Raw genomic sequence first — 26277 nt, forward strand, 5'->3', positions numbered from 1 at the left:
CAGGCTTGCCGGCGAAGGCATTTTCGATAACGCCGCATAACGTCAGACCGCTTTCGCCGGCAAGCCCGGCTCCTACAGGCGAAGGCGTTTTCCATAACGCCGCATGACGCCAGACCGCTTTCGCCGGCAAGCCTGGCTCCTACAGGCGAATGCGTTTTCAATGGCACCGCATGACGCCAGACCGCTTTCGCCGGCAAGCCTGGCTCCTACAGGCGAAGGCGTTTTCAATGGCTTCGCATGACGCTAGACCGCTTTCGCCGGCAAGCCTGGCTCCTACAGGCGAAGGCGTTTTCAATGGCACCGCATGACGTCAGACCGCTTTCGCCGGCAAGCCTGGCTCCTACAGGTGAAGGCGTTTTCGTTAGCGCCGCATAACGTGAGGCCGCTTTCGCCGGCAAGCCTGGCTCCTACAAACGAAAGCGTTTTCAATGGCGTTGCATGACGTCAGAGGGTGCCTTCGACCTGCGCGAGAAATTGCCGGCGCAACTCATGGCGCATGACTTTTTCGGTCGCATTGACGGGCAAGGTTGCAAGGAACAGAACGCGCCGAGGCACCTTGTAGGCGGCCAGTCGTTCGCCCAGATGCGCCTTCAGGGCGTCTTCCGAGAGGGTTTTGCCTTCCAGCAACACGACGGCGACGACGATCTGTTCCCCGAGCCGATCGTCAGGCACACCGAAGGCGGCGGTATGGGCAACGCTGTCATGCTCCATGACCGCCGCCTCCACCTCGTTGCACGAGATGTTTTCGCCGCCCGAGATCACGATGTATTTTTTGCGGTCGACCACATGCAGGTAGCCCTGGGCATCCACCCGGCCGATGTCGCCGGTTCTCAACCAGCCGTCCTGCAAAACCTCCGCCGTGGCCTGTGGCTGCTTGCAGTACTCGCGCATCAGCATGGCGCCGCGCATGAGGATTTCGCCTCGCTCGCCGATCGGGACTTCCACATCCTCATCGTCGACGATTCTGATATCGACCGAAGGGAAGACCCGCCCGGAAGCCGTTACGTGGTTGTTCAACTCTTCACCGGCGATCGAGCACACCGTGCCGCTGCACTCGGTCATGCCGTAGCCAACACCGAGCACTGCCAGCGGAAAGGCCGTTTCGATCTGTTTGTAGAGTGTCGGCGCGAACGCCTGCCCACCGGCGCCCACCGATAGCAGCGACTTCAGGCGCCGTGCGCCGTGATCCAGGCGCAGCATGTCCCAGTACATCGCCGGTGCGCCGGAGAATGACGCAATGTGCTCACGCTCGATCAGCGTCAACGCGGCAGCCGCGTCCCATTTGGGCAGGATGACAATCCTGCCGCCACGCATCAGGCTCGCGAGGAAAACGGCGTAGCAGCCGCTGACATGAAACAGCGGAAACGCCAATAGCGCCGCGGGCTGACGGGGCTGGGCGCCGCCGAAGACATCGGCGCCACGACGCGCCACGATGTGCGGAGCAACCAGGGCGCCCGAGAGCTGGATGTGCATGAGCCCGGTCACCACGCCGCGGTGGCTGAACAGGGCGGCTTTCGATTTGCCGGTGGTGCCGGAGGTGAACATGACGATGGCTTCGTCATCGGCTTGCACCGCAACCGGTTCGAGTGTCGTCTGTTCCCAGCCGTGGGTTGCCTCAGTGAAACTGAAATGGCCAGATCCTGCAGCACGGTCCGTTTGATCAGCGCTGACCACAATCATCGGACAACCCAAGTCGCCCTCTGCCAGCAAGTGCGCGCGTCGCTCATCGGCGATCACCATCACGCTGTCGGTCTCACCCAGCGCGTCGATCATTTCGGCCGAGGTCCCACGACTGTTGACCAGCACGGCAGTGGCACCGATTGCCGTCACGGCCATGAACGCGATCATCCACTCGGGGCGGTTGCTCATGACAATTGCAATGCGCTGCGCGCGCAGGTTCGGCCTGTCGATTGCCCGGCGCAGAAACTGTCCCAGCGCAGCCGCCTTGCCGAAGGCCTCACCGTAGGACATCCGTTGCTCGTCAAGCAGGGTCAGGGTCTGCCCGGCATGCGTCGCCGCCAGCGCGTAGACATCGCTCAGGGTTTGCGGGCCGTTGCAAAAAACGCGGCAAGGGTGACCGTCGACCTCGACGGTGCGCATTTCAAACGGTGCCCCGGGAGCCGTCAATTGACTGAATGCATCGTCCCGGCCCGCGAGGGTTTCCATGTGGGTCATGGCGTTTTCGCCTCTCTTATTGTTGTTGATCAATCCTTGAATGGCGCGACGGTGATCAGGGCGTAATGCCGCAAAACACTCGCGGGCCGCCGCTTTTGCCGTTGCGACCGGCGCTGAGCGCCAGGCCCCGCAGCAGTGCATTGCGCATCTCGCGCGGATCGATCACATCGTCGTAAACCATGCGGTCGGCGACGTGGAACGCTCCATTGATCTGTTCGGCTTCCAGGCGCGCACGCGTGGCCTCATCGAGTTTCGCCGAACCCGCGCCGCTACCGACCGGCAGGGAGCCCAGCGTCACCGCCGGCAGGGCGAGCGCCAGCGTCTGACCGTCGAACGGGTTCATCGCCATGATCGAGGAGCCGAAGCCGAACGCCTTGCGCAAGGTCACGTGGAACTTGGGCACTTGCAGGCGGCGTTGCGCGACGAACATGCGCGCGGCGTGACGCAGCACCCCGGACTGCTCTGCACGGGTCCCGCCCATGACGCCGGGGTTGTCGGCCAGAAAAATCACCGGCAAGCCGAATGCGTTGGCCAGGTCCATGAAGTGGGTGGCTTTGTCGGCACTGTTGGCATCAATGGAACCGGCCATCACGCAAGGGTCGTTGGCGACGATGCCCACGCTCTGACCGCCCAGGCGGGCCAGCGCGACGATGACCGATGTGCCGAACTCAGGCTGGATTTCCAGCAGGCTGCCGTCATCGACGAGCAACTGCAGAACGTTGCGCATCCGGTAGGGCGTGCGCGTGTTCGGGCTGATCAGTTCAAGCAGGCCATCGAGACGACGTTCGCCGATGTCACCGTTGTCCTGCCTGGGCGCGCGCTCCCAGGCATTGAGTGGAAAGTAGGACAGGTAGCGGCGGGCCAGGGCAATGGCGCTCTCATCGTCTGCCACGAGATTGTGGGCAACTCCCGAAACGGCGACGTGCACTTGCGGGCCACCGAGCTGCTCCTTGGTCACCGACTCACCCGTGGCCGCCTTCACCAGGGGCGGGCCGGCCGCGAACATCGTGGCGGCCTGGGTCATGACCACGAAGTCCGACATCGGCGCTGTCAGCGCACCGTGTCCTGCCGTCGCACCCATCACCAGGCTGACGATGGGTACCTGGCCGGAAAGATCGGCCAGCCCTTGCAGGTCATTGGGACGCCGGCCGGCATGGGTGTTGGTTAAGCGGTGGCCGGCCCCTTCAAGCATGAAGATCAGCGGCACCCGCTCCTGGGCTGCCAGCTGAGTGAGGCGATAGCGTTTGTCGGCAGCGCCGTCGCCAATGGAGCCGCCGAGCACGGTGAAATCTTCCGCACCGGCAAGGGCAGGCCGACCGTCGATCATGCCGAATCCGGCAACGAGAGCATCGGCGGGGGCAGGTGTGGCGTCAGCTGCTGCAATGCACCCGACGAAAGCCCCCAGCTCGACGAACGTGCCTGGATCGAACAGGCAGGCCAGGCGTTGGCGGGCATTCAGTTTGCCTGTGTCGCGATGGCGTTTGAGCTTCTCCTCGCCACCCATTGCCTGAGCCGATTCGCGTCGTCGCTCAAGCGCCTGCAGAATGGGTGCCCACTCCTGGTTTTCAGCCGTCATCGTAAGTCTCGTTGTTATTTTTACGATTGATATGCCGGGCTGAACGGAGGCTCAGGCCCGATGCAGTGAAGCTGTGCAAAGCGATAGAGTCGGTCCGCTTTGAGCCTGATTTTTCACCCATCGGGAAAGTGGAACATCGTCCGATAAGACTACGCAGCGTTCTGATGCGAATGGCGCAGGACCTAATCCAAATGGCTGTGTTTTGCGGGCAAGTGACGTCGTACCATGGCGGCCAAATCAAAGGCTGTCGGCGTGTAGCGGCAGGGTGGCGCCAAGCCAAAAAGGAGTTGACCCATGAAGCATGGTCGGATGCAACGCGTTGTTCCTGTTCCCCTCGTTGGTGCTTTGCTGGCCTTGATGATGCCGAGTGCCGCATTCAGCAGTCCGCCAGTCCCCGATGCGCTGGAAAGCGATCCGGTCAAATTGGGCTGGATGGTCGGGGCGCCGCCGTCGCCCGAGCGCATGATTCGCTTCGAGGACGGCAGTTACTTTCGCTTTCCGCAGATGCGGTGGAGCGTGGCGCATTTCCGCGAGTTGATGCCGACCATCAACGTCTCGCGTGGCACCGGCACACCTGGCGTGCTCGCGCGTTCGCTGCAGGCCGGAATCGATGAGGTGAGTTTTGTCCCAATGGGCAGCGACAAGCCGATGACCTGGGGTGATTCGTTGTTGACCAACTACACCGACGGCATCGTCGTGCTGCACAGGGGGCGCGTCGTCTACGAGCGTTACTTCGGCGCGTTGAAGCCCGAGGGGCAGCATGCGGCGATGTCGGTGACCAAGACCTTCATGGGCACGCTTGCAACCATGCTGGTGGCCGAGGGCACGCTGGATCCCGAGCGCAAGGTGGGTGAGTACGTCCCGGAATTGAACAAGTCGGCGTTTGGCAGCGCCACAGTGCGCCAGTTGATGGACATGACCACGGGAATTCGCTTCAGCGAGGACTACGCCGACCCGAAATCCGAAGTCTGGGCCCATGCCGCCGCCGGCAGCCCTCTGCCCAAGCCGAAGGACTATACCGGCCCGCGTTCCTATTATGAGTTTCTGCAAACCGTGCAGCCGGAAGGGGTTCACGGCGAAGCGTTCCATTACCGTACGGCCAATACCGACGCGCTCGGCTGGGTGTTGGCGCGAGTGACCGGCAAAACCGTCGCACAGCTTTTGTCCGAGCGCATCTGGAGCAAGCTGGGGGCGGAGCAGGACGCCTACATGACGGTTGACTCCACCGGGACGCCGTTTGCCGGTGGCGGTCTCAATGTGGGGCTGCGTGACCTGGCCCGTTTTGGCGAGATGATCCGCAACGACGGCCAGTACAACGGGCAGCAGATCGTGCCGAAAGCGGCCGTGGACGACATTCGTCGCGGCGCCAGCAAGGAAGCCTTTGCCAAGGCCGGCTACCCGACACTGGCTGGCTGGAGCTACCACGACATGTGGTGGAACACCCACAACGGGCACGGCGCATTCATGGCCCGGGGTGTCTATGGCCAGGCGCTGTATGTCGACCCCAAGGCCGAGGTCGTGATCGCACGCTTCGCCAGCCATCCCGTCGCCGCCAATGCGGCCAATGATGCGACGTCCTTGCCGGCCTATCAGGCGGTGGCCGAGTACTTGATGAGCCGGTAACGCCAGGCGACGGTTGTTTCATTCGGTGAAATGATCAATTGCCTTGTGCGTGGATTCTGCTTCGAAACGATTAGGGGGGTAGTCTTCGGAATTGCACGCCCGTGGACTGCCCATTTGCATTCGGCCGGATCAATCATTTGCATCGGATTTGGCCATCATGCTGGGTGGTCATGACCGGTAGAGAACGGCCAAAAGCGGACATTTGAGAGCGGCAGCTTTCAGCTGTGGATTCAACCGGTCGACGCAACTTATTGTCTGAGTCGTTCAGCCGGGCATTTTCAAGCATTCACAACGATGCAAAAAAGCAGCTTGATATCGGTAGTCTCGTTCTGGAGTTCGTGTTCCTTTTGCGACAGGGTCATGGAGGCTTTGGTCCAGCTATACACCTCTGATGAAGAAAGCGCTGAAGTGTCAGTGGTGCCTTGGTGCATGTCGGAATGTCCCAATCTACCATCTGGGTAGCTTAACCATCCCTCCCAACCCATCAGAATAGCGCCGGTTGCCTCCAGAAGTTGCAAAGCTGTAATCGCGCGGGGATAGGGAAGAACCAGTTCGCTTTGAGATACTGATAGCCTTTGCAATTCAGCCAGGGTCATCGGGATATCCTTGTGTCATGCGTTCGGTGTTGGATGTGGAGCTAGATCAGTCCAGGGAAGAAAGGGGACTGATCTATTTTCTTAAAGAAAGCAAAAATAAATCAGTCCCCATTTTCGGTTTGGTTCGACTGCAGGCTAATACAGTAGGCTGAAGGTACGTCAGGCGATATCACCCGCCTGATCCAACCCATAAAATCCACCAAAATTTCTAGACACCAGCCATGGCGATACATACTGTAACTTGACCATTCGCTACTCATCACTCCCGAACTAGAGATGCCTGTTTTGTCCAGACCTGCTATTCCAGCTGAAATCCGTCGCGCTGTCCTAGTAGAGGCTGGCCATCGCTGTGCAATACCTCGCTGCAACCAGACGGAGCTCGATGTTCATCACATCGTTCCGTGGGAAACGTGCAGAAACCATGAATATTCCAACCTGATCGCGCTCTGCCCTCTCTGTCACCGTCGTGTCCATAATGGTGACATCGACCGCAAGTCTCTACTTATCTACAAGGAGAATTTAGCTAAGGAGTTTGGCAAGCACGATAATGGCACCTTCCAGGCCGAGGTTATTGAGTACAAGCGCCGGTTGAATGAAGTAAACGATGGCGCTCCGGGGTTCACATTTCAGTTCGATTTTCCAGACTTTCCGAACTCTGTCGAGCGGATCGTATCTCGGAATATTGAAGCATGGGGTTTAGAGCTACTTGCGGATTTTCAGAGTACTCAGGAGCATTGGGACAATCACCCTGAGGAGCTTGTTGGCACGCTCATGAGCGTCAAGGCTGACCTGTCCGGTCACTACCGAGTCATTAGGAGAGACGAGAAGGTAATCAGTATCAGGTACAGCATTGATACCTACTATACGGGCGCGGCCCATGGGCGACGAGATACGCGCGTCCTTAACTACACTCTGAAGCCGTTTCGTCCAATCACCCTTGAATACCTTCTTGGTGACCTCAATCGTCTTCCTCTGCTCGCAGATGTAGTCCGTCACAGACTCAGTGAAACCGGGCGCTACGACGCAAAATGGCTCTCTTCAGGGACGGAGCCCGAACCGGAAAATTTCTCGTTATTTAACATCGAGCAGCATGGCCTGACATTCACTTTTCCCGAGTACAAAATCGCCTCCTATGCAGAGGGAGTACAAAAGATTTTCGTCGATCTATATTCACTCACAAGCGCTTGCGATCCGCATGTGCTCAAAGCGATCAAAGGGGTAGATTCTTAGTCACTGAAGGGTCCTTGGGGCTCCATTAAGAACTGCTTATCAGATCATGCAGCGATGATGTCATAAGGTATGTCTCCCTCACGGTTACGTTGCGCATTCAGCTTTGAGGAGAGACAAGCTCTATTGGGCTGTGGGTTGCCGGTCGTGGAGGTCCGCTCTTGGCTGTAGATTCAACCGGTCGACGCAACAGATTAGCTAAATCGTTCAGCGGTTATTTCAGCCCATGAAATATTCAATTGCCTCCCGCATGGATTCTGCTTCGAAACGATTGCGGTGATGATCCGTCCCGAACGAAATCGTCCGGTTCGGGCGGTTGACGCACATCACCCCATCGTCTCGAAGGAGCGCTTCATGAGCACCACTGCATTGATCGTCGTCGACATTCAAAATGACTATTTCCCCGGTGGTAAATGGCCGCTTGACGGCGTCGAAGCGGCGGCCGATAACGCGGCTCGCATCATCGCCGCGGCGCGCAAAAAGGGCGATCTGGTGATCCATGTCCGCCACGAAACGCCTTCACCCGATGCGCCGTTTTTCGTGCCAGGCAGCGCGGGCGCGCAGTTGCATGCCAAGGCTGCGGCGTTGCCGGGCGAGAAGGTGATCCTCAAGCACTTCATGAGTCCCTACCGCGAAACGGAGCTGCTGGACATTCTGCGTAGCAGCAAGATCGAAGCCGTCACCGTGGTGGGCAACATGAGCCACATGTGCATCGACGCGGTGACACGCGCCAGTGATGACTTCGGTTTCAAGACCACCGTTATCCACGACGCCTGCGCGACGCACGATCTGGCGTTCAATGGTGTGACCGTGCCATCGACCCAGGTACATGCAGCATTCATGGCCGCGTTGCGCTTCGGGTACGCGACCGTCGTATCGGCGGATGAATTTCTGGCCTGAGCCCCAACCGAATCGCCAACCTGTCAAAAAGTTCATGTTGCGGGGAAGAGGGTGAAAGCCCTGTCGCTTCAGGATGTGTTCAAGCCGGCAAACAGTGTGCCGGCTGAACTCAACCCTGGAGATAGCTCATGAACAGCCTGAAAGCCTTTTTGATCGTAACCCTGATGGGTGCCTCCGTAGCCGCAATGGCCGAGGGCGGTGGCGACGCCGTGATGGCCAGGATGGACGCTGCGCGAGCCAGCGCCATGGCCGCGTCCCAACAGTCACGCGCTACCGATGCCACTGCCAGCAATCAGACAACCTCGTCCGGCGAGACCGCTCGTTCCAATTGATCGAGCGCACGTCTGATCAACGTCGAGCAGTCATCTGCGGTATCGGTTAAATACGCGAGGTTCAACAGGCCATGTCCCGCTCATCACCTACGGCAGCAAACTTCAGCATTGCCTTGGTTAACTACAAATCACTCGAACTCACCAGAACCTGTCTCACGCTTTTGCAGCAGGCGTTGCAGGGCAGGGAGGTGCCGGTGATCGTGGTGGATAACGACTCCAACGATGCGAGCAGCGAGTACCTGCGTTCGCTGGACTGGATTCAGTTGATCGAACGCAAAGGCACAGGCCCGGAGCCTGGCTACCTTGCCCATGGCCGGGCGCTGGATGTCGCGCTGGCACAGGTTGAAACCGACTATCTATTCCTGTTGCACACCGATACTTTCATCTACGACCCGGCGGTGTTCGCCATGATGATCGGGCAGTGCGCGGGGCCGCGGGAAGTCGCCGCCGTCGGATGCCTGGAACAGCTGGATCGAGGCGTCGCCCGTCAGACCTGGCGAACGATCTCACGCTTTTGCAAGCACTACGCCCGGCGCTCCTTGCTGGCGATGAGTTTCAATGCAAGAACACCGAAACCCTACCGGGAAAAACATTTGAAGAGCTTTTGTACGTTATGGAATGCGGCGCTCATCAAGAAGCACGGTTTGCACTTTCAAATGGATGGCCAAAATCCCGGTTACGGGTTGCAGGACAGGATGACGGCGCTGGGGTACCAAGTGGGCTTCATATCGCCGCGCAAGATGTTCAGTTACCTGGACCATATCCAGAGCGGCACCGTTTCGGCGATGGGCGGCTATTCGCGTAAACACCGACGGGTCAAGGTGTATGAGCAGATCACCCGGGAGATCCCATTGAAGGCCTGCTGATCGAACAGGCAGGACTCGTTGCTGTCAGCGTCGCGCAGAATGCTGTTGCGGCGCCAGAAAGGCATCGTGGAAGTAATTGCGCAAGGCGTGCATCGCCGGGCTGAATTCACGCTCGCGATGCCACGCCAGCCCCACGCTCATCGGTGTCACCTTGTCGGTGATGGTCACGGTTTCGATGCGTTTTCCCTCCAGCGACCAGGGGCGGTGCACCAGGTCCGAAAGGATCGCCACACCGCTGCCATTGGCAACCATGCTGCGCACGGCCTCGACCGAGCTGGTGCGCACTCTGACGTTGGGCTGCTGGTGGGCGTGTTCCCAATAGCGCATGGCACTTTGTTCGGCTTCGTCGACGGTCAGCAGGATGTAAGGTTCGTGGGCAACGTCGGCGAGGCTGACGGCCGAGCGTTCGCACAGGGGATGGTGGCTGGGCAACCACAAGCGGCGTTCGGAGTTGAACAGCGTTTCGGAGACGATATCCGGGTGAGTGAGGTTCGCGGTGAGCACCACGGCCATGTCGAATCGGCCTTCGAGCAGGCCTTGTTCGATGGCCTGGCGTTCTTGTTCGTGGACTTCGATTTCCACGTCCGGATGCCAGTGTTCAAGCCTTTGCAGATGATGCGGCAGGAAGTAGCCGATCACGGTATAGCTGGCGGCCAGGCGCAACAGCCCGCTGGCGCGGATATCGGGTAGCGGGCTGTTCAGCGCGTCGTCCACGCTGCGCAAAATCACGTAGGCCCGATTGAGGAAGTGCCGCCCCGCATCGGTCAGGCTCATGCCCTGTGCCGAACGCTGGAACAGCAGGGCACCGAGCAGGCCTTCCAGTTCCTTGATCGCCGTGGTGACCGCCGATTGGGAAATATTCAAATGAATCGCTGCCTGGGAGATTTGCCCGATCTCGGCAGTCGCAACGAAATAACGGACCTGGCGCAGGGTCAGTGACATGAAAAACTCCGGATAACGGCTTTCTGTTTTTTTGAGCGATCTGTTTTTGTGATGTATCTGTTTTTCAGAAGATGGCCTATCTGATAATAGATCTTCCCAAGGGGTCGGCCGGAATTTAACGTGGACTGCATGAAGTCACAAGCGTCAGGAGCAAGTGTCATGCAGGCAGTAGATTTCAACTCGGACATGGGCGAAGGCTTCGGCCCATGGACCATCGGCGATGGTGTCGACAATGAACTGATGGCCTTCATCAGTTCGGCCAACATCGCCACCGGCTTTCACGCTGGCGACCCCGGCACCATGCGTCGCACGGTCGAACAGGCCAAGCGCCTGGGCGTGGCGATCGGTGCGCACCCGGGGTTTCGCGATCTGGTCGGTTTCGGCCGCCGGCACATCAATGCCCCGGCCCAGGAACTGGTGGACGACATGCTCTACCAGTTGGGTGCCCTGCGTGAACTCGCCCGGGTTCAAGGCGTGGCGCTGCAACACATCAAGCCCCACGGCGCGCTTTACATGCACCTGGCCCGGGACGAGGAAGCCGCCTGTTTACTGGTGGAACACCTCCAGCGACTGGAGCCTGAGCTGCTGCTGTATTGCATGCCCGACTCGGTGCTCTGGCGCGTCGCCACCGCGCTGGGGCAGCCGGTGATCCGTGAGTTCTACGCCGACCGTGAGTACGACCTCAGCGGCTCCATCGTCTTCACCCGCAATGTGCGCGCCTACGATCCTGCCCAGGTGGCCGCGCGGGTCCTGCGTGCCTGCCAGGACGGTGTCGTGCGCACCGTCGAGGGCGAGGACCTGGCGATCGAATTCGATTCCATCTGTTTGCACAGCGATACGCCGGGCGCCCTGGCGTTGGTCGAAGCCACGCGCAATGCGCTCGATGGCGCCGGGATCAAGGTTCGCGCGCCGCGCTGAACCGGGATGCAACACCAGGCCGATAGACGCCTGGCATTGAACAGCAACTTTTTTTGCCTGCCTTTCTACAACTATTCCAAGAGAAACAGACATGGCCGAACACACTGTCATCACCCCACTACCAGGGACCTTCTATCGCAAAGCGACCCCCGAATCGGCGAACTTCGTCGAAGAGGGTGCGCAGGTCAGCGCCGACACGGTGATTGGCCTGATCGAGGTCATGAAGCAGTTCTCAGAGCTCACCGCCGGAGCGGCCGGTCGCCTGAGCGCGTTTCTGGTCGAAGACGGTGATCCGGTGGAACCGGGTCAGGTCGTCGCCACACTCGACGCGCAGTGAGGGTGCGATCATGACCCAGGGTATTCATAAATTACTGGTCGCCAACCGTGGCGAGATTGCCGTGCGGATTATCCGGGCGGCCAAGGCGTTGGGGATTCCCACCGTTGCCGCGTGCAGCGAAGCGGACGTCGATTCCCAGGCGGCGCGCATGGCCGATGAGGTGCACATTCTCGGCCCGGCGCGCGCCGACAAGAGCTACCTGAACGTCGAGGCATTGCTCGGTGCCTTGAAGGCCACGGGGGCCGATGCGGTTCACCCAGGCTATGGCTTCCTTTCGGAAAACGCCGACTTCGCCGAAGCGGTCGTCGCTGCCGGTGCCATTTTCGTAGGTCCCGGCGCTGAAACCATCCGCCGCATGGGCGACAAGGCCGAGGCACGGCGGACCGCGCAAGCGGCGGGCGTACCGGTGGTGCCGGGTTCGCCCGGTGAGCTGTTCGATGTCGAATCGGCGCTCAAGGCGGCTGAATCCGTTGGCTATCCACTGTTGATCAAGGCATCGGCCGGTGGTGGCGGTCGTGGTATCCGCCTGGCGGAAAACGCCCGGCAACTGAGTGAAGAGTTTCCCCGTTCGCAGCGCGAAGCCCAGGCGGCGTTTGGCAATGGCGCCGTGTATCTGGAGCGCTTCATCGGCAAGGCCCGGCACATTGAGGTGCAAGTACTGGGGGACGGTCAGCACGCGGTGCACCTGTTCGAGCGTGAGTGCTCGCTGCAACGCCGGCGCCAGAAGATTTTCGAGGAAGCCCCGTCGGCGGCCCTCGACCCGCAACAGCGTGAACAGCTCTGTGCCAGTGCGGTGCGCCTGACCGAGTCGCTCGGCTACAAGGGCGCCGGGACCCTGGAATACCTGTACGACGATGCCACCGGCGAGTTTTTCTTCATCGAGATGAACACCCGGATTCAGGTTGAACACACGGTCAGCGAGCTGATTACCGGCATCGACCTGGTGCAGGCGATGCTGCGCATTGCCGGTGGCGAGCCGTTGGGCCTCAAGCAAAGCGATATCCGGCTCCAGGGTGCCGCCATACAGATGCGCCTGAACGCGGAAGACCCGGCACGGGATTTCTTTCCCTGTCCGGGCCTGGTCGAATCGCTGGTCTGGCCGCAAGGGCAGGGCGTGCGCATCGATACCCACCTCTATCAAGGCTACCGCGTGCCGCCCTACTATGACTCGCTGTTGGCCAAGCTGATTGTGCACGGGCGCGATCGCGCCGAAGCCCTGGCCCGTGCGCGCATGGCGGTGGAACAGACCACGCTCACCGGTATGGCCAGCACCTTGCCGCTGCACGGCGAATTGCTGGAGCAACCCTGGCTGCACAGCGCCGACTTTCACACCGGCACCCTGGAATCCTGGCTGGCCGAGCGCCGCAGTGGAGGTGAAGCATGAATCAGCCCATCCGCTACAGTTTTGGCGCCGACGAGCATTTGTTTGCCGAAGTCAGCGACAGCATGTCCCTGGAAGCTTTTTTCAAAGGCATGGCGGTCACCCGCGCGGTGGAACGGCTGGCGCTCGACGGGGTGCTTGACGTGTGCCTGGCCAACGCGTCATTCCAGATCCGTTTCGACCCGGATCGCATCGCCCCTCACACCTTGCTGGAAGCAGTGAAGGGCGCCGAGGCCGAGGCGGTCGCCGAACGCACCTTGCACACCCGGATCATTGAAATTCCGGTGCTCTACAACGATCCCTGGACCCATGAAACCCTGATGCGTTTTCGCGACCGTCATCAGGACCCCAGTGCCACGGATCTGGAGTACGCCGCACGCATCAACGGCCTGGCGGATGTCGATGCGTTCATCGCCGCCCACAGTGGTGCGCCCTGGTTTGTCTCGATGGTGGGCTTCGTCGCGGGCCTGCCGTTCATGTTCCAGATGGTCGAGCGCGAGCGTCAGTTGCAAGTGCCCAAATACCTGCGACCACGGACCGATACACCCAGGTTGACCCTGGGCCATGGTGGCTGCTTCGGCTGCATCTACTCGGTGCGCGGCGCCGGTGGTTATCAAATGTTCGGCGTCACGCCGGCGCCGATCTACGACCCGCAGCAGAACCTGGCGTACCTGAAGGAACACATGGTGTTTTTCCGTCCGGGCGACATCGTGCAGTTCAAGCCGATCGACCGCGCGGCCTACGACCAGGCCGTGGCCGACGTGGACGCCGGGCGCTTCGACCTGCGGATTCGCCAGGTGGAATTTTCGCTGGATGCGTTTCTGGCCGATCCCGTCGGCTATCCCGTTTCGCTGCAGGAGGTGCTGGCATGATCAAGGTACTCAAACCCGGTCTGGCCACCTCGGTACAGGACCTGGGCCGCGAAGGTTATTACCACCTGGGCATTCCGCCGTCCGGTGCACTGGATCAATACGCCTTGAGCGCGGCCAATCAGCTGGTCGGCAACCCGGCAGGCGCGGCGGCACTGGAATGTACGCTGCTGGGGCCGGAACTGGAGTTCGCGCAAGATGCGCTGGTGGCCGTGAGCGGTGCGCATATGACGGCGCGAGTCGATGGCGTGGAAATGCATCACGACACGGCGTTCACGGTAAAGGCCGGGCAAGTGTTGCGTTTTGACTTTCCCAAGGCCGGTGCCCGCGCTTACCTGGCGGTGGCTGGCGGTATCGATGTGCCGGAGGTGCTTGGCAGTCGATCCACTTACGCGCTGGGGGCGCTCGGTGGTTTTCACGGACGTCGCCTGATGGCCGGGGACGAATTGCCGGTGGGGGTTGCCAGCGGCAAGGGCCGCGCCGGGAACAGTCTGCCGATGGCCTTGCGCCAATCGCTGGGGGGTGAAATCACCCTGCGCGTGGTGCCTGGGCTGTATTACGAACGCTTGACCCCAGCGGCGGCGGACAGCTTTTTCGCCGAGGCATGGACCGTGGGTTCCGAAGCCGACCGCATCGGCTATCGCTTCAAGGGCGGCAGTGCACTGAGCTTCCAGCCCCGTGAGCAACCGTTCGGGGCCGGTTCCGATCCGTCGAACATCGTCGACAGTTGCTACCCGATCGGCTCGATCCAGGTCCCGGCCGGGCTCGAACCCATCGTGCTGCACCGCGATGCAGTGTCCGGTGGCGGCTACGCGATGATCGGCACCGTCATCAGCGCCGATCTCGATCTGGTCGGCCAGATGCAACCCAACCAGAAGGCCCGCTTCGTCGCGGTGACCCTTGAAGAGGCGTTGCAAGCACGACGTTCCTACAAGAAGAAACTCAGCTGCCTGAGCAAGCTGTTCCCTTCCTGATTCTGCCCGCCGCACTGCGCGGGTAATGCCAGACGGCAGGCCAACGCCGCACTTCGGTGCGGTGGCGGCTGCCCGCGCTTCAACCTTTGACTGGTTCTGGAGTTCACGCATATGGCTGCTTTATCGCAATCGAGTCAAACCGGGCAAGACCCGGCCGATCATCCTGTTTCAAGCCAGGCGCGCATGGGGCGACTGTCCCTGACCATGGCCTGGTGGGCGGTGTGCAGTGCGATGTTCTACATCGTGGTGGGCGCGTCACTGGCCTTGTCATACGGCGCCCGTAATGCACTGATCGGCATGGTCGTGTCGGTGATCAGCTATGGGCTGGTCAACAGTGTGCTCAGTCGCTTCGCGATCCGCAGCGGCCTGTCGGTGGCGTTGTTTTCACGGATCCTGTTCGGCCGTACCGGTGCTTGCCTGGCGACCTTGATCTTCTTCTCGACGGCGATCTACTACGCGGTGTTCGAAGGCTCGGTGATCGCCGTGGCGCTCAATCACCTGTATCCGCAACTGGTCTTTCCAGTGGCCGCGTTGCTGGTGGTGCTGTACAGCGTGCCGATGATCCTGGGCAGCGTGCAGCACTGGCTGGACAAGCTCAACGGCGTGCTGTTGCCGGTGTATCTGGGGGGCTTGCTGGTGGCGGTGGGGCTGTCGATCAGTCGTTATGGCTACCAGCCGCAATGGCTGGATTTCGGTCCGGCAACACCCGCTGCGTTCGGCTGGTGGGACTGCTTCGTGGCCTACATGGGCGTCTGGGTGTTGATGCTGTTCACCTTCGACTATGCCCGTTTCGGCAAGCCTGAAGACGCTGGCTATCACGGCCGCTGGAACTTCGGCATGCCGTTCTATGCGGTGACATTTCTGCTCAATGGCGCGGCGGGCATCTATCTGGTCAGCAGCATTCCCCACGAAGGCGCACTGAACGAGGTGTCAGTGGTCATGGCCATCTTGCAGTTGATGGGTCTGTGGGGCCTGTTGTTTGTCTGGGCCACGCAAACCCGGATCAACACCGCCAATTACTACCTGGCAACGATGAACATGCAGGCGTTCTTTGCCCGCTTCGGCCTGCGCGCTTCGTACCTGGCGTGGGCGCTGACGGTCGGGGTGATCGTCTACTGCCTGATGCTGGCCGACGTGTTCTCCTACTTGCTCAAGGCGTTGGCCTACCAGGGCATTTTCGTGGTGGCCTGGGTGGGCGTGGCGTTGGCGCAGATTCTCCACGGACGCAGTGAAGTGGACGCACTTGAACGGGTGCCAGCGTTCAATTCGGCCGGTTTGCTGGCCTGGTTCGGCGCCACGGCGCTTGGGCTTGCACTGATGCTGTTCGGCGGGGCCTTGAGCAGCTTTTCGGCACCTTCGACCGTAGTGGTTGCGTTTGCCTTGCAGGCAGCTTTATCTCGCCGAGGCCCATTGCCGTTGCAGGTGGCGGACTAGGTACTTTGCGCGGACACCTTGCAGGCAGGCCCGCTCCAGGCAATTGGGGCGGGCCACTGGAAGCGGATCGTGAGTCACGGACGGGATGTTCGGTGACGGCAGCTGGATGATCTCGCGAGGGGGCGTTCAGGTTCTTCCCATAGCTGCGCCAACACACCTGTTTTTGGCCGTTGACGCCATTGGGCTGGTCGCGTGCCAAGTCATGCAACATGTCTTTATTTTCATGTTCAGTAGCCGCAGCAAAGCACCACCTACACTCAGACCCTATCGGACACACCTGCCGCAACGGGCAAAAATGTCATAAAGGTCATCGGTTTTTCCTTCGTGCGTACATTCCGGAGGCAATTCAATGAAACTGGATCACGCTCTGCTCAGGGACAATAACAACGCAGATTTGCTGCGCCTCGTCGCGGCATGTGCGGTCATCTGGGGGCATGCTTACGCGCTTGTTCCGGGGCCTGAGACGACGGAGCCTATCAGACGATTGCTTGGGTTTGATTATTCGGGATCGCTGGCTGTTGAGTTCTTCTTTTTCTTGAGCGGTATTCTTGTCACCAATAGCTGGATGAGCAACAGTTCACCCCTTCATTTTATATTGGCACGGATATTTCGGGTGTTTCCGGCAATCCTCGTAAGTGCGGCCGCTTGCGTACTACTGCTTGGCCCAATATTCACCACGCTGCCGATCAATAATTATTTTGCCGATAGCCCCGCGTTTGCAGCCATATTGCGGCACCCCTACGTCGAATATTCGTTGCCCGGTGTATTCGAGCACAGCAACTACCCGCTGACCAACGGGTCCATCTGGACGATCCGCTATGAACTGATCATGTACGCTCTGTTGCTCGCAGCAGGGCTCTGTGGAGTCTTCCGTCACCGGCTCTTCGCGACGGTGGTGCTTGTCGCCATACTGGTTGTTTCAATGCTTTTTCCGGAAGAAATTGTACTGATTGGCCTGATGAACGTTGATATCGGTGGTCGCCTCCCGGCCTTTTTTGCTTTTGGGGCACTTCTTGCACTTTACAAAGACCAGGTCAGTATCAATATCCGTATCGTTTCCGGCTTGATCCTCTTTGCTTGGGTTTTCCGGAATGGGTCGGCGTTTCAGTTTGTGTTTTATCCGGCCTTTTTGATGACTGCGCTTTGGCTGATGACCACCAGCCCCATCAAGGCATTGCGGCTTCCAGGCGATTTTTCGTATGGCGTCTATGTATTCGGATGGCCCATACAAAAAGTCATGGCCGTGGATTTTCCGAATTTCGGCGTTCATTCAAATCAGGCCGTCACGATCGCCGTATCGCTGGCGTTGGCCAGTGTTTCCTGGTTCGTCATTGAAAAGCCCTGTATCCGATTCGGGCGCCAGTTAAGTCAGTTTTTTACTGCGTATGGCAGCCGTAAATCCCATTCAGAGTCGACGTTAGTGACGGGTCGTAAACCCGCAGAATAATTGGCTGGAATGGCGAGTGAACGAAGCCCGCGAAGGCCGGATGTTGGGTGCCATGCCGGATCTTTGTCACTCCGGCAACGGCCGTTGACGGCTGCGGGCTTCGAGCATTCATGCGGTGGCCTCAGTCACTCCCCGGGGCCCGTGGCTATTGAGCTCCTGTTGGCTGCAGCACCTCTACGTCATCGTCAGCGACTTGTTCGGCTGCCAAAGGCGCGTTGGGATGCATCGAGTGGGAACCATTTCTCCCGACTGCCTGGATGTATCCCGATTCGTCATTGTCAGCGAATTGCCCGGCTGCCAGTGGCGCGTTGGGGTGCATCGAGTGAGAACCATTTCTCCCGACTGCCTGGATCGATCCGGATGCGCTGTCGGCCGCGTCGTTGGAGTCTGCAAGCGCAGTCAGGCAGGCTGTGGTCAGCAGTGCTGCGGTTATTGCGCTCAGTAGGGTCATGCTCATTGTCGTACGCCTCCGTTAGAGTCGCACCTCGCAGTTTGAACCCCTCAACAGAAAGAGTGGCTGCAAGTGACCGACGGCCTTGTTCATGAATGACTCAGGCCGGGTCAGGGAGCATTTCGACGGATGGGTTTCAATCAGGCAGGGAGGCGAAGGGCTGCCATCCAAAGCGGGCCATGGACAAGCGGCCGCCACTTCACAATCTTCGCCTGGCCCATGTCGCCAACGATTCAGTCGGGAACCGTCGCCTGGAATGGACGCCGCCTGGTTGAGGGCTGGCTGTTGACCATGCAGTACAGTGCCCCTGCGAGCACCAGACCCACGGCCCAACTGATGTCCGCGTCCAGCCAGTTCGCGACGAAGCCTGTGTAGAACGAAAGCTTCATGAACGGGATCGTGCCGATGATCGAGACGGCATACACCGCCAGCGTTCGTCGATTGAAGCGTCCGTACCGGCCCTTGGGGTCGTACAGATCACCCACCTCATAGTGACCGCGGCACACCCAGTAGTAGTCAGCCAGGTTGATCGCACTCCAGGGGATCAGCAGATACAGCTGACCAATCAGGATGTCGGCAAAGAAGGTGTCAAAATTGTACTGGGTGGCGATGGCGATCAGGGTGGCGGCTACGCTCAGCACGGCCATCACCGACGCTTTTACAGAAGCGGTGACGTGTCGCAGCCCGCCAAAGCCGCCGAAGATCGTCACCGAAGACATGTAGGCGCTGTACAGGCAGAGCACGTTGTACTGGATCACCCCGAGTGCAATCACGCCCAGTGCCACGGGTGCCCAGCGGCCGAAGAGCATGGCAATGGCGGTCGCAGGGTCATGCCCGAGCGCTGCCGGAATCGCAACGGCCACCAGAGCGCCCAGGGCCATCATGGCGAAAGAGCCCAGCGCGCAGCCGCAGTAGGTTGTCCAGAACGTGGCGCGTGTGCTGACGTGGGCCGGCAGGTAACGCGAGTAATCCGCCACGTAAGGGCCGTAACCCAATGTCCAGGACGCCGCCTGCGCGACGACCAGGTTGAAGGCCGTCAGGGAAAAGCCCTGGCCAATGGTCGCTGGCGATATCGCGTCGTTGGGGTGCAGCAGGATCAAACCCAGCGCGCTGGCAAATACCAGCGTTGACATCAGGCTCATCCACGCCCCCAGACGGTGGATCAACTCATAGCCTACGAAACCGATAATGAAGGTCAGAATGCCCACCACCACGATGGCCTGGTCATCGCTGATGGGCAGCAGTGCCTTCAAGGCATCGCGCATCAGGACGCCACTGGCGGCCAGGAACAGCACCGCCGCCGTGACCATCACCAGCAAGGGAATCGCAGCGCCATAGACACCGAATTGTGCGCGGCTCTGAATCATCTGCGGGACACCCAAATGCGGGCCCTGGGCAGAGTGTGCGGCCATGAAGATGGTGCCGACGAGGTTGCCGATCAGCAGGCCGAGCAACGTCCAGGCGAAACTCAACCCCGAGGCGATACCCAACGTACCGACCATCAGTGCAGTCACCTGGAAATTGGAACTGAACCAGATCGTGAACAACCGTCTGGGTGTGCCATAGCGCTCGGCGTGGGGGACAAACTCGATACTTCGCTTTTCAAGCTTCACGACCACCTCCTGATTCAATCCACGGATTATCAGTGGGGGACCGAATAGGCGTCGACCTGACCACGAACACCTCGTAGCTACCAACGACTCACGACATGGATCACGCCGTCGATTCAAACCCCTGCCGTCTGTTCGGCATCCTCGCAGCCGACGATGATTTCAATGCTGACGCCAGCCGCCAGTAGCACCCATAGCTGGAAATCGCTGCCGTCATTGCCCGTATTGAGCCGGTATTCGAGGCCGCGGGCTTTGACGCGGGCGAGCAGGGTGTTCCATTCCTCAAGGTCGGCGACACGCAATGCAATGTGGTCGATGCGCGGCGACACGCTGGCCGTGGGTGATCCGGCGGTGGCTTGGGTCAGATGAATCAACGGGCGGCCGTCGCGATAGAGCCAGGCGCCCGGCACCCGAAAATTCGGACGGGGGCCTGTCGTGAATCCCAGCACGTCGGTAAAAAAGTCCACGGTCCTGTCGAGATCCGGGGTGACGATGTTTGCGTGATCCAGATGCATGAGGAGGCCCTGCAATGCCGATGAAGGGATGCCATGGTGCGACTCGGCCATGCATTTGAAAATTGGGCTGGTGTTTGATGGATTATCAAAAAAAGCGGAAATATCGTTCCTAGAGAGCAATCTCCCGCGACGCCTGCTCAAACCGTTGGCTCAAAAAGTCCAGCAGTGCCCGCACTCGCGGTGCCAGGTAACGACTGCCAGGGTAGAGCGCATGCACAGGGGCCTCGGCGGTTTGCCATTCGGGCATGACCAGGCTCAGACGTCCCGCCGCGAGGTCGGCGCTGACGTCCCAGATCGACTTGAGCGCGATGCCGTGGCCATCGATTGCCCATTGCCTTGCCAGCGCACCGTCATTGGTTTCGCGCGCGGCCTCCAGAGGCACCTTGAACACCACCGTTTGCTCCCCGCGTTGCAGGCGCCACTCGCTGGACCACCCCGACTGGCCGGCGACAATGTGGTCGAAGTCGGCCAACTGGTCCGGGTGATCGGGCTTGCCTTTGCGTTGCAGATAGCTCGGCGCGGCGCACAGCACGCGGCGATTGCTGGCCAGCGGTCGTGCGATCAACGAGCTGTCCGGTGGCACACCGAAGCGAATCACCAGATCGACATCGTCGGCGATCAGGTGAGACAGCGAGTCAGACAGCAGCAGGGCAGGCACGACGTGGGGATACAGGTCGGTGAACTCATCGAGCCAGGGATTGAGCACATGGCGGCCGAAATCCGAAGTCGCGGAGACACGCACCTTGCCGCGAATTTCCTTCTTCTCCGCTGACAGGGCCGCCCGGGCGTCGTCCAGCGCCTGCAACGCCTGACGGCAGTGTTGCAGGTAAATCCGCCCCTCATCGGTGAGCCGCAACTGGCGTGTGGTGCGCTCGAACAGGCGAGTGGCGAGCGAGGTTTCAAGCTTGAGCAATCGGGCGCTGGCAGCCGCCGGCGAAAGACCCAATTTGCGGCCCGCTGCAGAAAGCCCGCCCAACTGAGCCGCTTCGACGAACAGGCGGATGGCTTCCAGGTTGTCCATGATTGTTCCGTTATTTTTGAGAATCCATCAAAGATTAGCCCAATTATCAAACGCAATCCTCGATCGCACACTGAGCCCATCACCTTTCACTGGCTCAGGAAACACTCACCATGACGACTCCTTCCTTGTTTACCCCCATCGCGTTCGCAGGCCTTGATGCCCCTCACCGGGTCGTGATGGCGCCCATGACCCGTGCCCGCAGCAGCCAACCTGGCGACATTCCCAATGCCCTGAACGCGCAGTACTACGCACAACGTGCATCGGCGGCATTGATCGTGACCGAGGCGAGCCAGATCTCCCCGCAGGGCAAGGGCTATTCCTTTACGCCGGGCATTCACGACGAAGCGCAAGTGCAAGGCTGGCGGGGCGTGACCGACGCCGTGCATGCCGAGGGCGGCCGGATCTTTTTGCAACTGTGGCACGTGGGGCGCATGTCCCATCCTGACTTTCATAAGGGCGAACTGCCGGTAGCGCCTTCGGCGGAACCCTTTGAAGGACAAATCTGGAAAGTCGACCCGGCCACCGGGCAGGGCGCCATGGTCGATTGCCCGACGCCCCGGGCGCTGAGCCGAAGCGAAATCGCCGGGATCGTCGACGACTTCCGCCAGGCGGCTCGCCGGGCCATGCGTGCCGGTTTTGACGGTGTGGAAATTCACGGCGCCAATGGCTATCTGGTGGATCAGTTCCTGCGCACCACGTCCAACAAGCGGACCGACGAATACGGCGGTTCGCGCAACAATCGCCTGCGCTTTCTCAGGGAAGTGGTCGACGCCGTCAGCGACGAAATCGGTGCGCAACGCACGGCGATTCGCCTGGCGCCGTTTCTGACCGCCCGAGGCATGGCGTGCCCGGACATCCTCCCGACCATTCTCGAAGCCGCCGAGTACCTGCAAGCCAAGGGCATCGGTTATCTGCACCTGGTGGAAGCCGACTGGGACGATGCGCCGGTGTTTACCGAATCGTTCCGTCAGGCGCTTCGCGAACGCTTCACCCGGCCGATCATCGTCGCCGGCAACTATGACCGTGCCCGCGCCGAGTGGGTCATTGGCCAGGGTTACGCCGACCTCGTGGCGTTCGGCAGGCCGTTCGTTGGCAACCCCGACCTGCCGCTGCGCCTGGCGCAGGACCTGCCGCTGGCGCCCCTTGATCCCGCCACCCTGTTTGGCGGCACAGCCGAGGGCTACAGCGATTACTCCTTTATCAACGTTGGAGAAACCCCATGCGCTCGCTGATTTCAGGCCTGCTGGCCGCTACCGTCACCGCAACCGTACTGAGCCAGCATGCGGTCGCCGCCGAACCCGCGCTGCTTACCCCGACCGTGCTGATCAGCGACCCCGGCGCGGATCCCCAGCGGCTCCAGACTCAAACCCTCGCCGCACGCCGTTATGCGACCTTCTGGTCGTCCGGCGATCCGCAGCTGGCACGAGAAGCGCTGGCCCCGGACTTCATGGACCGCGCCTTGCCGCCGGGCCGGGCGCAAGGCATCGCCGGCCCGCTGGCGGCATCCACGGCTTTCCACGCCGCCGTGCCCGACCTCAAGTGTGAAGTGCGGCAGATGATTGTCAGTGGTGACCGGGTCGTGTCGCACCTGCGCTTCACCGGGCATTTCAGCGGAACCTTCAACGGCGTGAAGGGACAAGGCCAGGCGGTTGACTTCATCGCCACGGATATCTACCGCATCGCCGACGGCCGGATCGCCGAGAACTGGCATCTGGAAGACAACCTGACGTTTTTGCAGCAGATCGGTGTGGTCGGCCATTGAGGGTTCAAGACGCGCGGCTGAACCTATCGAGAGATCAGCAAGGTATCCGTGCACCGGATCGGTATCGCTGGCGTGAGCGTCGAAGCTCTCGGGCTGGTTTTGTTCATTGATTACATTGCGTATCAACTGAAATTCGCATCAGCGGAGTTATCACAAGAGTGGACTATAAATAAGCTGGGCAGGATGTTTTTGTAAGTGGCGATCACTCGCCACGACTTGCGTATCAGGCTACGGATATTGATGCCGATTTTATTAATGTATAACTAAGGTGGTCTTTGTGATTCAGAGCATGATTCAGAGCATGATGAAGGTTACTTGCCTGACAACCCTCCTTGTCGCAGTAACAGCCATGCCGCACGTTCAAGCGCAGTCATTGCCGCTTGGTAAAACCGGTGCTTTGTATAATGAAGATGTGGAGTGGCGAAGCTTTCCAGCGTTTCCGAAAGAAGTAAAGCTGGCTGTTCTGGTCGGTGATCCTGGTAAGCCAGCCCCATACATTGTGCGTGTCAAAGTGCCAAACGGTACTAAACTAATGCCCCATACACATCCTGAAGACCGCATATATACTGTGATATCCGGTGTGTTTTATATTGGTTTCGGAACTGTGTTTGACCCGAACAAGCTGGTTGCTTATGGGCCTGGTAGTGTAGTAGTACTCCCGGCGAATACTCCGCATTTTCATTGGGCCAGATCCGGAGAATATATATCTCAAGTTTATGGAGTGGGTCCGCTGGGTATTGAATATATTGATAGTCATGACGATCCTCGTAATTCGTCAAAATAAAGAGGCGGTATTCGTCGGGTTAATGAGATCACGCAGTCACTAGATATTTACGCCGTTGCATTGCAGGTACTCCGTTGGCTCAGGTCAAGGCTGTGCTCAGGCAGTGATCAGCTGTCAAAAGGTGCGTTCTCGATCAGGTCGCACACGTTGGGGCAATCGAAGCCGTGTATGTGCCGTCTGGCTATATCACCCAGGCCGGTGCCAATGGCGGTGTGAGGTTTTTTTCGGGCAACTTCCGCCAGTGCCTGGGTGAAGGCGGCTTTCATTCCCACTCGCGGGTACAGTGCGAGCGTGTCGTCGATCAGCGATGGAGTGATTTCTTCAATGAACAGCCCCATCACATCGACGTGAGCGCCCATGTAGACCAATGCGATTTCAGGCTCTTTGCGAACAGCGATGGCGCCGCTGGAGTGCAGCGCGATCGCATCCCAGACCAGCTGCGCCTTGGCATCGGCATAGCCATTGGATTTCAGGAACTCGCTTGCGGCGTCAGCGCCGTCAACCTCGAAGCGATCTTGGGCCAGGAATTCTTCAGTCAGGCCCAGGTCATGCAGTAACGCCGCCAGATACACCGCTTCGCGGTCGTACTTGAAGCCTCGCGCCTTGCCCAGAAAATCTGCGAACCACCAGGTGCGGTGCACGTGATTCAGCAGCGCTTTGGAATGGACCCGTTGAACAAGCGATGCAGCCTTGCGAGTGAGCGCTGAGTCGGGAGCGATGATGTCGCCTATGGCTACTGGTGTGTTCATGCTGGTCTTCCTGTGATGAGTGTTGACGTGGGTCTAATGTAGAATTTCCACCGCGGCAAAATTGACTATTTTCAGTTGATTCGTGCCAAGTTGTGAGGCTCGAAACCTGCAGAGGCATACCGTGAGAACACGCACAAAGAGCAGCGCTCCAGCGGGCAGCCGGGAGCAAAAAAGGATCGTGATCCTGGGCCTGCCTCCCGTGGATGCGCTGGACGTCATCGGTCCTGCGGAGGTGTTTGCGTTTGCCAACAAACTGAACGACAACGGCGCCGCGCCCTACGAACTGGTACTGGTCTCGGCAGGGGATGAGGTTCAGATGGCAAGCGGAACGGGCATCCACCTGACGGCCCACACGACGCTCAGCGATGAACGCCGCGCCAGCAAGCCGATTGATACATTGATCGTCGCTGCTGGCTGGAGCTCCATCGGCTGCCCGGATGAACAGGTCCGTCAGTGGATCCAGGCCCAAAGCCAAGGGGTGCGGCGGGTGTGTTCGATTTGCGTTGCCGCTTTTGCACTGGCGGATGCCGGGGTGCTGGATGGTCGACGTGCCACCACCCACTGGCAGATGGCGCGTGATTTGGCCGCGCGTTATCCCAAGGTTGAGGTCGACGCCAACCCCATTTGGGTGAAAGACAGCAACCTGTACACCTCTGCCGGAATTTCCGCGGGCATCGATCTTGCCCTCGCGCTGGTCGGTGAGGATCTGGGAGACGCTGCCGCCATGGAGATCGCCAAAAACCTCGTCCTGTTCTTGCGTCGGCCGGGCGGACAGGCGCAGTTCAGCGTCACACTGCAATCACAGCGCGTGCCGGGCTCTCCGTTGGATGCGTTGTGCATCTGGATCAGCGAACACCTGCAATCGGACCTCACCGTGGAGATACTGGCTGACCGCATGGCCACCAGCGTGAGAACGCTGATACGGACATTCCAGCGAGACTTGCACACCACGCCGGCGAAGTATGTTGAAGACATACGGCTGGAGGCAGCCTGCCGGGCGCTTGAGATGGGCGGGCGTTCGATGGACGATATTGCTCGCCGCTGCGGTTACAGGAGTATCGACGTACTGCGCAAGGCGTTCGTCCGACGCCTGGGAATAAGCCCCAGGGATTATGCGATGCGGTTCGCGCCGGACACCAAAATGGTTCAGACAGAGCGGAGTATCGAATGAGTGAGCAGATCGAACTTTACGGTGCCGAGACCGGAAACAGCCTTCGAGCGGCCATCGCTTTGGAGGAGGCTGGAATCGCGTATGTGGCCAGGAAATTGTCGCTCAAGAACGCCGAGCACAAAGACGCGGCGTATTTACTCTTGAACCCGGCAGGGCAGGTCCCGACATTGGTGGATCACTCCTGCACGCCGCCGCAGATAATCTGTCAATCGAACGCGATCATTCAGTACGCCGATGCCAAGGCCCCCGGGCATCTGGCACCTGCCTGTGGCGGCGCTGAGCGAACCGCCGTATACGAGCGCTACTTTTACTTCGTGACCGATGTCATTGCGCCAAGCCATGCCGCCTTCTTCCTGCGGGGCAAAGGATTTGACGATGCCGCTGCACAACTGGAGAGGCGCGTCCTGGAGCAAATAGCGTATTCGGAACGTTTTTTAACCGGCCACTTCATGGTCGCAAACAGCTTCTCCATGGCCGATATCTCGGCCTTCACCCTGGTACTGGCCATGCGGGAGCATTTGAATTGGGGTGACCTTCCAGTGTTATTACGGTGGTTTGACGCCATTGTCAGCAGGCCCGCCGTTCAGCGCGGATTGGCGGCTTTTGCTGACAAATAA

The 26277-nt window shown here is 59.8% G+C and carries 25 protein-coding genes; 17 read left to right on the forward strand and 8 right to left on the reverse strand.

Annotated features, from left to right (window positions below; translation table 11 throughout):
* Window positions 1–444: 444 nt before the first annotated feature.
* Both ACQKP2_RS04760 and ACQKP2_RS04765 read right to left on the reverse strand, forming a co-directional pair.
* The gene (locus tag ACQKP2_RS04760) at window positions 445–2175 is read right to left on the reverse strand and encodes a class I adenylate-forming enzyme family protein (protein WP_427574775.1); all 1731 of its coding nucleotides are present in this window, start codon (window positions 2173–2175) and stop codon (window positions 445–447) included.
* Window positions 2176–2230: 55 nt separating this feature from the next.
* A complete protein-coding gene (locus tag ACQKP2_RS04765; protein ID WP_427574776.1) occupies window positions 2231–3751 on the reverse strand; it encodes an acyl-CoA carboxylase subunit beta in 1521 nt (506 codons plus the stop codon).
* 357 nt (window positions 3752–4108) lie between these two features.
* Between ACQKP2_RS04765 and ACQKP2_RS04770 the strand changes: the two genes are divergently transcribed.
* Window positions 4109–5374, forward strand: coding sequence for a serine hydrolase domain-containing protein (locus ACQKP2_RS04770; RefSeq protein WP_427574899.1), 1266 nt, complete (start codon window positions 4109–4111; stop codon window positions 5372–5374).
* Between the two features lie 278 nt (window positions 5375–5652).
* Here the strand turns inward: ACQKP2_RS04770 and ACQKP2_RS04775 are convergent, their stop codons facing one another.
* Window positions 5653–5970 (reverse strand): hypothetical protein, encoded by a 318-nt coding sequence (locus ACQKP2_RS04775; RefSeq protein ID WP_427574777.1) that lies wholly within the window; start codon window positions 5968–5970, stop codon window positions 5653–5655.
* 276 nt (window positions 5971–6246) lie between these two features.
* On the opposite strand from ACQKP2_RS04775, the gene ACQKP2_RS04780 reads away from it, so the two are divergent.
* The 4 genes from ACQKP2_RS04780 to ACQKP2_RS04795 all read left to right on the forward strand — a co-directional run bounded on the left by ACQKP2_RS04780 (window position 6247) and on the right by ACQKP2_RS04795 (window position 9295).
* A complete protein-coding gene (locus ACQKP2_RS04780; protein WP_427574779.1) occupies window positions 6247–7200 on the forward strand; it encodes an HNH endonuclease in 954 nt (317 codons plus the stop codon).
* 351 nt (window positions 7201–7551) lie between these two features.
* Entirely contained in the window at window positions 7552–8097 is a 546-nt protein-coding gene (locus ACQKP2_RS04785) for a cysteine hydrolase family protein (RefSeq protein WP_427574781.1), read from the forward strand.
* Between the two features lie 128 nt (window positions 8098–8225).
* Entirely contained in the window at window positions 8226–8429 is a 204-nt protein-coding gene (locus tag ACQKP2_RS04790) for a co-regulatory protein PtrA N-terminal domain-containing protein (protein ID WP_427574782.1), read from the forward strand.
* Between the two features lie 71 nt (window positions 8430–8500).
* Window positions 8501–9295, forward strand: coding sequence for a glycosyltransferase family 2 protein (locus ACQKP2_RS04795; protein WP_427574784.1), 795 nt, complete (start codon window positions 8501–8503; stop codon window positions 9293–9295).
* 24 nt (window positions 9296–9319) lie between these two features.
* Here the strand turns inward: ACQKP2_RS04795 and ACQKP2_RS04800 are convergent, their stop codons facing one another.
* Window positions 9320–10237: a LysR family transcriptional regulator gene (locus ACQKP2_RS04800; RefSeq protein WP_427574786.1), complete on the reverse strand. Its 918-nt coding sequence runs from the start codon at window positions 10235–10237 to the stop codon at window positions 9320–9322.
* Window positions 10238–10396: 159 nt separating this feature from the next.
* Here ACQKP2_RS04800 and ACQKP2_RS04805 point away from each other — a divergent pair, with 159 nt between their 5' ends.
* From ACQKP2_RS04805 to ACQKP2_RS04835, 7 genes are all read left to right on the forward strand, one after another.
* A complete protein-coding gene (locus ACQKP2_RS04805; protein WP_427574787.1) occupies window positions 10397–11155 on the forward strand; it encodes a 5-oxoprolinase subunit PxpA in 759 nt (252 codons plus the stop codon).
* Window positions 11156–11246: 91 nt separating this feature from the next.
* Complete coding sequence (locus ACQKP2_RS04810; protein WP_427574789.1) at window positions 11247–11492, forward strand: acetyl-CoA carboxylase; 246 nt, start codon at window positions 11247–11249, stop codon at window positions 11490–11492.
* Window positions 11493–11502: 10 nt separating this feature from the next.
* Window positions 11503–12876 carry an acetyl-CoA carboxylase biotin carboxylase subunit gene (locus ACQKP2_RS04815; RefSeq protein ID WP_427574791.1) on the forward strand — a complete coding sequence of 458 codons (1374 nt, stop codon included), beginning with the start codon at window positions 11503–11505 and terminating at the stop codon, window positions 12874–12876.
* Entirely contained in the window at window positions 12873–13745 is an 873-nt protein-coding gene (locus ACQKP2_RS04820; protein WP_427574793.1) for a 5-oxoprolinase subunit B family protein, read from the forward strand. Before ACQKP2_RS04815 ends, ACQKP2_RS04820 begins: the two co-directional genes overlap by 4 nt.
* Window positions 13742–14716, forward strand: coding sequence for a biotin-dependent carboxyltransferase family protein (locus ACQKP2_RS04825; RefSeq protein WP_427574795.1), 975 nt, complete (start codon window positions 13742–13744; stop codon window positions 14714–14716). The genes ACQKP2_RS04820 and ACQKP2_RS04825 overlap by 4 nt, the downstream gene beginning before the upstream one ends.
* A gap of 111 nt (window positions 14717–14827) precedes the next feature.
* Complete coding sequence (locus tag ACQKP2_RS04830; RefSeq protein ID WP_427574797.1) at window positions 14828–16150, forward strand: purine-cytosine permease family protein; 1323 nt, start codon at window positions 14828–14830, stop codon at window positions 16148–16150.
* 349 nt (window positions 16151–16499) lie between these two features.
* Window positions 16500–17597 carry an acyltransferase family protein gene (locus ACQKP2_RS04835; RefSeq protein WP_427574798.1) on the forward strand — a complete coding sequence of 366 codons (1098 nt, stop codon included), beginning with the start codon at window positions 16500–16502 and terminating at the stop codon, window positions 17595–17597.
* Between the two features lie 684 nt (window positions 17598–18281).
* On the opposite strand, the gene ACQKP2_RS04840 is transcribed toward ACQKP2_RS04835, so the two are convergent.
* The 3 genes from ACQKP2_RS04840 to ACQKP2_RS04850 form a co-directional block, all read right to left on the reverse strand.
* Window positions 18282–19661 carry a purine-cytosine permease family protein gene (locus ACQKP2_RS04840; protein ID WP_427574800.1) on the reverse strand — a complete coding sequence of 460 codons (1380 nt, stop codon included), beginning with the start codon at window positions 19659–19661 and terminating at the stop codon, window positions 18282–18284.
* A 113-nt stretch (window positions 19662–19774) separates the two neighbouring features.
* Entirely contained in the window at window positions 19775–20173 is a 399-nt protein-coding gene (locus tag ACQKP2_RS04845) for a VOC family protein (RefSeq protein WP_427574802.1), read from the reverse strand.
* Between the two features lie 109 nt (window positions 20174–20282).
* Window positions 20283–21194 (reverse strand): LysR family transcriptional regulator, encoded by a 912-nt coding sequence (locus ACQKP2_RS04850; protein WP_427574804.1) that lies wholly within the window; start codon window positions 21192–21194, stop codon window positions 20283–20285.
* Between the two features lie 110 nt (window positions 21195–21304).
* Here ACQKP2_RS04850 and ACQKP2_RS04855 point away from each other — a divergent pair, with 110 nt between their 5' ends.
* The 3 genes from ACQKP2_RS04855 to ACQKP2_RS04865 all read left to right on the forward strand — a co-directional run bounded on the left by ACQKP2_RS04855 (window position 21305) and on the right by ACQKP2_RS04865 (window position 23740).
* Complete coding sequence (locus ACQKP2_RS04855) at window positions 21305–22426, forward strand: alkene reductase (protein WP_427574806.1); 1122 nt, start codon at window positions 21305–21307, stop codon at window positions 22424–22426.
* A complete protein-coding gene (locus ACQKP2_RS04860; protein ID WP_427574808.1) occupies window positions 22414–22956 on the forward strand; it encodes an ester cyclase in 543 nt (180 codons plus the stop codon). Before ACQKP2_RS04855 ends, ACQKP2_RS04860 begins: the two co-directional genes overlap by 13 nt.
* Before the next feature lie 301 nt (window positions 22957–23257).
* Window positions 23258–23740, forward strand: coding sequence for a cupin domain-containing protein (locus tag ACQKP2_RS04865; protein ID WP_427574809.1), 483 nt, complete (start codon window positions 23258–23260; stop codon window positions 23738–23740).
* Between the two features lie 107 nt (window positions 23741–23847).
* Here the strand turns inward: ACQKP2_RS04865 and ACQKP2_RS04870 are convergent, their stop codons facing one another.
* Window positions 23848–24489 carry an HD domain-containing protein gene (locus ACQKP2_RS04870; RefSeq protein ID WP_427574811.1) on the reverse strand — a complete coding sequence of 214 codons (642 nt, stop codon included), beginning with the start codon at window positions 24487–24489 and terminating at the stop codon, window positions 23848–23850.
* A 121-nt stretch (window positions 24490–24610) separates the two neighbouring features.
* Here ACQKP2_RS04870 and ACQKP2_RS04875 point away from each other — a divergent pair, with 121 nt between their 5' ends.
* Together ACQKP2_RS04875 and ACQKP2_RS04880 are read left to right on the forward strand one after the other, a co-directional pair.
* Window positions 24611–25660 carry a GlxA family transcriptional regulator gene (locus ACQKP2_RS04875; protein WP_427574813.1) on the forward strand — a complete coding sequence of 350 codons (1050 nt, stop codon included), beginning with the start codon at window positions 24611–24613 and terminating at the stop codon, window positions 25658–25660.
* Entirely contained in the window at window positions 25657–26277 is a 621-nt protein-coding gene (locus tag ACQKP2_RS04880; protein WP_427574815.1) for a glutathione S-transferase family protein, read from the forward strand. Before ACQKP2_RS04875 ends, ACQKP2_RS04880 begins: the two co-directional genes overlap by 4 nt.

This window comes from Pseudomonas sp. NPDC089569, assembly GCF_050280625.1.
Taxonomy (GTDB): domain Bacteria; phylum Pseudomonadota; class Gammaproteobacteria; order Pseudomonadales; family Pseudomonadaceae; genus Aquipseudomonas.

What these genes read in the sequence shown, in the direction of transcription:
- ACQKP2_RS04770 (WP_427574899.1), top strand. Translation starts at nt 4,109, where the DNA reads ATGATGCCGAGTGCCGCATTCAGCAGTCCGCCAGTCCCCGATGCGCTG.
- ACQKP2_RS04850 (WP_427574804.1), bottom strand. Translation starts at nt 21,194, where the DNA reads ATGGACAACCTGGAAGCCATCCGCCTGTTCGTCGAAGCGGCTCAGTTG.
- ACQKP2_RS04860 (WP_427574808.1), top strand. Translation starts at nt 22,414, where the DNA reads ATGCGCTCGCTGATTTCAGGCCTGCTGGCCGCTACCGTCACCGCAACC.
- ACQKP2_RS04765 (WP_427574776.1), bottom strand. Translation starts at nt 3,751, where the DNA reads ATGACGGCTGAAAACCAGGAGTGGGCACCCATTCTGCAGGCGCTTGAG.
- ACQKP2_RS04800 (WP_427574786.1), bottom strand. Translation starts at nt 10,237, where the DNA reads ATGTCACTGACCCTGCGCCAGGTCCGTTATTTCGTTGCGACTGCCGAG.
- ACQKP2_RS04810 (WP_427574789.1), top strand. Translation starts at nt 11,247, where the DNA reads ATGGCCGAACACACTGTCATCACCCCACTACCAGGGACCTTCTATCGC.
- ACQKP2_RS04825 (WP_427574795.1), top strand. Translation starts at nt 13,742, where the DNA reads ATGATCAAGGTACTCAAACCCGGTCTGGCCACCTCGGTACAGGACCTG.
- ACQKP2_RS04795 (WP_427574784.1), top strand. Translation starts at nt 8,501, where the DNA reads ATGTCCCGCTCATCACCTACGGCAGCAAACTTCAGCATTGCCTTGGTT.
- ACQKP2_RS04780 (WP_427574779.1), top strand. Translation starts at nt 6,247, where the DNA reads ATGCCTGTTTTGTCCAGACCTGCTATTCCAGCTGAAATCCGTCGCGCT.
- ACQKP2_RS04815 (WP_427574791.1), top strand. Translation starts at nt 11,503, where the DNA reads ATGACCCAGGGTATTCATAAATTACTGGTCGCCAACCGTGGCGAGATT.
- ACQKP2_RS04820 (WP_427574793.1), top strand. Translation starts at nt 12,873, where the DNA reads ATGAATCAGCCCATCCGCTACAGTTTTGGCGCCGACGAGCATTTGTTT.
- ACQKP2_RS04880 (WP_427574815.1), top strand. Translation starts at nt 25,657, where the DNA reads ATGAGTGAGCAGATCGAACTTTACGGTGCCGAGACCGGAAACAGCCTT.
- ACQKP2_RS04785 (WP_427574781.1), top strand. Translation starts at nt 7,552, where the DNA reads ATGAGCACCACTGCATTGATCGTCGTCGACATTCAAAATGACTATTTC.
- ACQKP2_RS04790 (WP_427574782.1), top strand. Translation starts at nt 8,226, where the DNA reads ATGAACAGCCTGAAAGCCTTTTTGATCGTAACCCTGATGGGTGCCTCC.
- ACQKP2_RS04845 (WP_427574802.1), bottom strand. Translation starts at nt 20,173, where the DNA reads ATGCATCTGGATCACGCAAACATCGTCACCCCGGATCTCGACAGGACC.
- ACQKP2_RS04805 (WP_427574787.1), top strand. Translation starts at nt 10,397, where the DNA reads ATGCAGGCAGTAGATTTCAACTCGGACATGGGCGAAGGCTTCGGCCCA.
- ACQKP2_RS04835 (WP_427574798.1), top strand. Translation starts at nt 16,500, where the DNA reads ATGAAACTGGATCACGCTCTGCTCAGGGACAATAACAACGCAGATTTG.
- ACQKP2_RS04855 (WP_427574806.1), top strand. Translation starts at nt 21,305, where the DNA reads ATGACGACTCCTTCCTTGTTTACCCCCATCGCGTTCGCAGGCCTTGAT.
- ACQKP2_RS04760 (WP_427574775.1), bottom strand. Translation starts at nt 2,175, where the DNA reads ATGACCCACATGGAAACCCTCGCGGGCCGGGACGATGCATTCAGTCAA.
- ACQKP2_RS04870 (WP_427574811.1), bottom strand. Translation starts at nt 24,489, where the DNA reads ATGAACACACCAGTAGCCATAGGCGACATCATCGCTCCCGACTCAGCG.
- ACQKP2_RS04830 (WP_427574797.1), top strand. Translation starts at nt 14,828, where the DNA reads ATGGCTGCTTTATCGCAATCGAGTCAAACCGGGCAAGACCCGGCCGAT.
- ACQKP2_RS04775 (WP_427574777.1), bottom strand. Translation starts at nt 5,970, where the DNA reads ATGACCCTGGCTGAATTGCAAAGGCTATCAGTATCTCAAAGCGAACTG.
- ACQKP2_RS04865 (WP_427574809.1), top strand. Translation starts at nt 23,258, where the DNA reads ATGATGAAGGTTACTTGCCTGACAACCCTCCTTGTCGCAGTAACAGCC.